The organism is Sodalis-like endosymbiont of Proechinophthirus fluctus, assembly GCF_001602625.1.
GTDB lineage: Bacteria > Pseudomonadota > Gammaproteobacteria > Enterobacterales > Enterobacteriaceae.
Window position 1 is genome coordinate 59,106 of record NZ_LECR01000039.1, and the last position, 6,281, is coordinate 65,386.

General features: G+C 51.5%; 5 protein-coding genes and 2 pseudogenes. 4 read left to right on the forward strand and 3 right to left on the reverse strand.

Annotation, left to right across the window (positions count from 1 at the left end; all coding sequences use genetic code 11):
* The coding region (gene rne, locus BG74_RS04280) for a ribonuclease E (protein WP_244267275.1) at nucleotides 1-1,584 on the reverse strand (1,584 nt) is incomplete at its 3' end.
* Nucleotides 1,585-2,157: 573 nt separating this feature from the next.
* Between rne and rluC the strand changes: the two genes are divergently transcribed.
* Nucleotides 2,158-3,114 carry a 23S rRNA pseudouridine(955/2504/2580) synthase RluC gene (gene rluC, locus BG74_RS04285; protein WP_066596837.1) on the forward strand — a complete coding sequence of 319 codons (957 nt, stop codon included), beginning with the start codon at nucleotides 2,158-2,160 and terminating at the stop codon, nucleotides 3,112-3,114.
* On the opposite strand, the pseudogene BG74_RS16630 reads toward rluC, so the two are convergent.
* Both BG74_RS16630 and BG74_RS16635 read right to left on the reverse strand, forming a co-directional pair.
* A pseudogene (locus BG74_RS16630) lies at nucleotides 3,102-3,423 on the reverse strand (Maf family protein); the annotation flags it as partial. The gene rluC and the pseudogene BG74_RS16630 sit on opposite strands and share 13 nt — an antisense overlap.
* 2 nt (nucleotides 3,424-3,425) lie before the next feature.
* Nucleotides 3,426-3,655, reverse strand: a pseudogene (locus BG74_RS16635) (Maf family protein); the annotation flags it as partial.
* A 694-nt stretch (nucleotides 3,656-4,349) separates the two neighbouring features.
* Between BG74_RS16635 and rpmF the strand changes: the two are divergent.
* The 3 genes from rpmF to fabH all read left to right on the forward strand — a co-directional run.
* Nucleotides 4,350-4,520, forward strand: a complete 171-nt coding sequence (gene rpmF, locus BG74_RS04295) for a 50S ribosomal protein L32 (RefSeq protein WP_066596839.1) — start codon at nucleotides 4,350-4,352, stop codon at nucleotides 4,518-4,520.
* Nucleotides 4,521-4,536: 16 nt separating this feature from the next.
* The gene (gene plsX, locus BG74_RS04300) at nucleotides 4,537-5,571 is read left to right on the forward strand and encodes a phosphate acyltransferase PlsX (protein WP_073961071.1); all 1,035 of its coding nucleotides are present in this window, start codon (nucleotides 4,537-4,539) and stop codon (nucleotides 5,569-5,571) included.
* A 6-nt stretch (nucleotides 5,572-5,577) separates the two neighbouring features.
* Nucleotides 5,578-6,281 (forward strand): beta-ketoacyl-ACP synthase III (gene fabH, locus BG74_RS04305; protein ID WP_244267277.1); only part of this gene is annotated, 704 nt, incomplete at its 3' end.

Here is a 6,281-nt window from a genome sequence, read left to right on the forward strand (position 1 = left end):
CGCCGGCCGCTCTGGGCGCTTGCGTTCTGCGACGGTCTCCTCAGACGGCTGGATCATTTCCGCTTCGTGTAATTGTGGCAGCAGGTAGCTCAGCGTCGGGGCCTCTTCGCCCTTGCGTACACGTAACACCATGTAATGTGGGGTCTGCATCTGATTGTTCGGGACGATAATCGCTCGTACGCCGCCTTGGCGTTTCTCGATGGCATTGACGGCTTCACGCTTCTCGTTTAGCAAATAGGAGGCGATAGGAACTGGCACGATAGCATGAACTTCATGAGTATTCTCTTTCAAAGCTTCTTCTTCGATAAGTCTCAGTATGGAAAGGGAAAGGGATTCGTTATCACGGATGGTGCCAGTGCCGCAGCAGCGGGGGCAAACGTGATGGCTTGATTCACCCAGCGACGGGCTTAGGCGTTGACGGGAGAGCTCCAGAAGGCCGAATCGGGAGATGCGGCCTATTTGAATACGAGCGCGATCCTGGTGGACAGACTCGCGCAGGCAATTTTCCACTTCCCGCTGATGGCGCACCGGCGTCATATCAATGAAGTCGATAACGATCAGACCGCCCAGGTCGCGCAGGCGCAGCTGACGGGCGATTTCATCGGCCGCTTCAATATTGGTATTGAAAGCAGTTTCTTCAATATCGCCGCCGCGGGTTGAACGTGCGGAGTTGATATCAATGGCGGTAAGAGCCTCGGTGGTGTCGATTACAATGGAACCGCCGGAGGGCAACCGTACTTCACGCTGAAATGCGGATTCAATCTGTGATTCGATCTGGTAGTGGCTGAACAGAGGGATTTCACCGCTGTAGAGTTTAATCTTACTGGTAAAGTCCGGGCGGCCAAGCGATGCAATATGCTCTTTCGCAAGATCCAGCACTTTAGGATTATCGATCAGGATTTCCCCAATATCTGGCCGTAAATAATCGCGGAAAGCGCGGACGATAACATTACTTTCCTGGTGAATCAAAAACGGCGCTGGGCGCCCCTCAGCGGCCTTTTTTATCGCTTGCCAGTGTTTGAGGCGAAAGGCAAGATCCCATTGCAGCGCATCGGCCGATCTGCCGACGCCGGCGGTGCGGACAATCAGCCCCATGCCGTCAGGAAGTTCAAGGGAAGACAGCGCTTCCTTCAGCTCGGTGCGGTCGTCGCCTTCGATACGGCGTGAAATCCCACCCGCCCGCGGATTGTTCGGCATCAGTACCAGATAGCTGCCGGCCAGGCTGATAAATGTGGTCAGTGCGGCTCCCTTGTTACCCCGCTCTTCCTTATCCACCTGAACGATTGCTTCCTGACCTTCACGCAGAACATCCTTGATATTGGGTTTACCATGGGAAGAATATTGAGAAGGAAAGTACTCGCGGGAAATTTCTTTAAGGGGAAGGAAACCGTGGCGCTCGGCGCCATAATCTACAAATGCCGCTTCCAAGCTAGGTTCAATACGGGTAATTTTACCCTTGTAGATATTGGCCTTTTTTTGCTCATGCCCGGTGCTCTCAATATCTAGATCATACAACCTCTGACCATCTACCAGAGCAACACGCAACTCCTCCTGTTGAGTTGCGTTAATTAACATTCTTTTCATCGTAACTTACTCATTTTTTAATGCATTGGCATCATAGCTGCGGGCAAAAAACCGCATGGACGGGGTAATCACCGACAACCCCGTGACTTGGCGAAAAGCTGTCAACCTCACGATTGTCGCTTGCTAAGGGTAAGGGGCGCATTATTTTGGTAGCCTATTTCCCATAACGGAAAACAGCACTCTTATAGGGGAATAACGTCTGATAGTTATTGCCAGAACGGATTCCTTTTTCCGACCAAGCTGCAATCCGCAGCCCGCTAACTGCCCGAATTAGCCATTACGTCTTACGCCATTGCCGCGTTTAGGCTAAACCAGACAAATTCAAAATTCCTCGATTACTCGTACTAGACACGAACACGTGGAAAGTAAATGCATTATTCCACTGCTGACACACATATAGCAAGACGACTTCAGCTATCGATGACAAGTTTCAGACCTATCCTGATGGCTACATCCTGATGGCTAATAGCGTAACGAGGTTACCGGACCAGAAAAAACCTTTTACTGATAAAACCACAGTTAAGCACATAAAAAAGTGGTGCTATAGTGTCGGTATATTTAGAATCATGACCCATGAATGAGAATAATCCCAGCGTACATCTTATCACCGTCTCCACAGACGAAGCTGGTCAGCGGATAGACAATTTTTTACGTACGCACCTCAAAGGTGTGCCGAAGAGCATGATTTACCGCATCGTGCGTAAAGGTGAGGTACGCATCAATAAAAAAAGGGTAAGACCGGAATACAAACTGCAAAATTATGATGAAGTGCGTATTCCACCAGTACGACGGTCGGATGACGAGCAGGCGCCTGTTTCCACTAGGCTGAATAAAGTCACCGCGTTAAATGACACTGTGCTCTATGAAGATGGTTGTCTGCTGATCCTGAATAAACCGGCCGGCACGGCCGTGCATGGCGGTAGCGGTCTGAGTTTTGGCGTCATTGAAGGACTTCGCGCCTTGCGCCCTGATACACGCTTTCTGGAATTAGTTCACCGCTTGGATCGCGACACGTCCGGGGTACTGTTAGTAGCCAAGAAACGTTCGGCGCTGCGCGCGCTGCATGAGCAATTGCGCGCTGAGGAGATGCAAAAGGATTATCTAGCGCTGGTGCGTAGTCAGTGGCAGTCCCACGTCAAAACGGTCGTGACGCCGCTGTTAAAGAATAATCTTGCTAGCGGCGAGCGCATCATGCGGGTAAACAGCGAGGGTAAACCGTCGGAAACCCGTTTCAAAGTGGAAGAGCGGTTTACACTGGCCACTCTGGTTAGGGCGAGCCCGGTCACCGGGCGCACCCATCAGATTCGGGTTCATGCCCAATATGCCGGTCATCCCATTGCGTTTGACGATCGCTACGGCGACAGCGCGTTCGATCGGCAACTGAAAGGGTGCGGCCTGAATCGCCTGTTCTTACACGCCGCAAAATTGCGCTTTGATCATCCAGGCAGTGGCGAAACGCTGCGGATAGAGGCGCCGCTGGATGCGCCGCTGCGCCAGTGTTTGCTGTATCTGCGCGCTCATTGTAAATAGCTGCCAAGGAGCATCAGCCCTATCAAGGTATTGGGATCACGGCCTTCTAGAGCCTCGAACAGCGCGATCCCCTAATCCTTCATACTGAAAACTGCCCGCACACTGTAAAGGTTGTTCCAAACGCACATAGCCGGCGATTTCCGCGTCCTCCAGTGTCTGGAAATGGACAACAAAAGGCTCTATACACGTCTTTAGTCCGTCCGCTTGGCGTTGTTAAGCAGCGCTAAGCCGGTATATATGGAACATTACCGCTTTACCGGAAGCGAAGGTGAGCTGCGCGAATAGCACATTCGCTTCCGTTATCGGCTTNNGATCTGGCCCTTTAACACGCAGCACTGATTGGAACCGATTATCAGGTAGCTGGGAACCTGTTGGCCAGCGCCAGCGCTTTCGCGCTGGCCAGACGCCGCACCATTGTCGACGTTTCAACGGAGAGGGGAATTTCATCAATATCCGGCGCCATATAATCAAACGGTATTTTCAGTTTCTCCAGCAGTGCGCGGCGGTAAGGGGAAGAGGAAACCAACACAATTTTATTCATTACACTGTTACTCGCAGTATGGCGAAAATTATCGCTGCATTTTAAACTGTCCAGCATCAATAATGCAAATATGGGGGAAAGCAGTGTAAAACACCATTTTTCTTTGACTCCAGCCCGTTACAAAGTTAATATGCGCGCCCTATACAAAACGTAACATTACCATTAAGCATTGATGTGGTGCGCGTCGCTCGGAAATGCCTGGACTACACTGGTGTCTATGCGCCTGAGAGAGTAATGCGTGTTGCCGGATCCATGGTGAGTGTGGAGAGTGATGTCGAGGCAGTGTTGTCGTTTGCAATTGATAACCGGCGCCCGGTAATAATTAGAGGCCACTCGGACGTAGAGGTGACTCTGTGTTTCCATCGGTGCAAATAGCCGTTCTCGCATAAAGTTCACACGACATTCAGTTTCAGTCAGGTCATCAGAGACGAACAAGGCTGGGGCGTTGCCAGAAGCGTATGAGGCGGCCTTTATTGATAAATTTGGCAATGTAGATTTTTTGTAAATTATTTGATATAAAATTATTATTTATTTTTCTATCGCGTCGACGCATGATCTTGAATACTGTGAAGTGTCCGCAACGGAACATGTATTTGGTAACAATACCACCGAGGCGGAAAGGCCTAATCTATTTTCCATATTAGCCAGTTTAAAGCATGAGTATTAAAACATAAGTAATAGAGGAGTAAGGTACATGGCCGTACAACAAAACAAACCCACCCGTTCCAAACGTGGCATGCGTCGTTCTCACGACATGCTGACCACCTCCACTGTATCAGTGGACAAGGCTTCTGGTGAAACCCACCTGCGTCACCATATCACCGCCGACGGTTTCTACCGCGGTCGTAAAATTATCACTAAGTAATTCCTAAGGCGATACATTGAGACGTCTAACCCTTGCGTTAGATGCAATGGGTGGTGACTTTGGTCCCGCCGTGACAATGCCTGCTGCATTGCAGGCATTAGTCTTATATCCGCAACTTGAACTGCTGCTCGTCGGCAATCCCGCAGCGATTAATCCTTTACTGGTAAAAACTGATTCCATTCTGCGCAAGCGATTGACGGTCATACCCGCCGAATCGGTTATTACCAGTGACGCCAAACCGTCGCAGGCTATACGGGCAAGCCGCGGGACATCCATGCGCGTCGCGCTGGAGCTTATTAAGGATGGTCGCGCACAGGCCTGCGTCAGCGCCGGCAATACCGGCGCGCTGATGGGGTTGGCGAAGCTGGTGCTAAAACCTCTTGACAGTATCGAGCGGCCGGCGCTGATGGTGGTTTTACCCCATCAAAATCAGGGCAAAACGGTCGTGCTGGATTTGGGCGCCAACGTCGCCTGCGATGGTTCGATGTTGGCGCAATTCGCTGTCATGGGCGCAGTGATGGCGGAGCAAATCATGGGGGTGAATAACCCGCGCGTGGCGCTTTTGAATATCGGCGAGGAAGAAACTAAGGGCCTCGAACCTATTCAGCACGCAGCGGCACTGTTACGAGAGGTTCCGTCAATCAAGTATATTGGCTATCTTGAAGCCAATGAATTATTGACGGGAAAAACTGATGTCCTGGTCTGTGACGGTTTTGTTGGTAACGTCACATTAAAGACCATGGAAGGGGTGATAAGAGTTTTTCTGTCGTTGCTGAAATCCTCTGGGGAATGCGGCAGGCAGGGTTTGTTAATGCAATGGGTCAAGCGCTGGATGAAACGTCGCCTGATTCGTCAATTCGGGCAACTGAATCCCGACCAATATAATGGCGCTTGCCTGATAGGTTTGCGAGGCACTGTAATTAAAAGCCATAGTGCGGCAAATCAGCGCGCGTTTACTGCCGCTATCGAACAGGCAATGCAAGCGGTGGAGCGGCAGATCCCGGATCGGATTGGCGCACGCCTGGATGCGGTACTACCCAAGAGTGATTAAGCGCACATGTTTACTAAGATTATCGGCACTGGGAGCTATCTTCCGGCGCAAATCCGGTCCAACACCGACCTGGAAAAAATGGTGGACACTTCGGATGAGTGGATTGTCACCCGAACTGGCATCCGCGAACGCCGCATAGCCAGTGCCGATGAAACCGTCTCCAGTATGGGGCGTCATGCTGCTGAACAAGCGCTGAATATGGCTGGCATCGAGGCGGAGAAAGTCGGCATGGTAATTGTTGCCACGACCTCCTCTAGCCATGCTTTTCCCAGTTCAGCCTGTCAGATTCAGCGCGACCTGAGGATTAACGACTGCATCGCTTTCGATATAGCGGCGGCCTGCGCCGGTTTTGCCTATGCGCTCGGCGTGGCGGATACCTATATCAAAAACGGCGCAGTCGAGTGTGCGCTGGTGGTAGGGTCCGATACATTAAGCCATACTCTAGACCCCGAGGAACGCGGTACGTTGATTTTGTTCGGCGATGGTGCAGGTGCGGTGGTGCTCGGACGCTCGGCGACACCAGGAATCATCTCCACGCATCTACACGCCGATGGCCGCTATGGCGATCTACTGACGCTTCCGTATCACAGCCGCCTGGATCCCGCCGCCTCTGCTTACTTGACGATGTCGGGCAACGAAGTGTTCAAGGTGGCGGTCACCGAACTGGCACATATCGTCGACGAAACGCTCAGCGCTAATGCGCTTGATCG

Bases quoted from the DNA above. Each gene is read 5' to 3' on its own strand.
- rluC (WP_066596837.1), top strand. From the start codon at position 2,158: ATGAATGAGAATAATCCCAGCGTACATCTTATCACCGTCTCCACAGAC.
- rpmF (WP_066596839.1), top strand. From the start codon at position 4,350: ATGGCCGTACAACAAAACAAACCCACCCGTTCCAAACGTGGCATGCGT.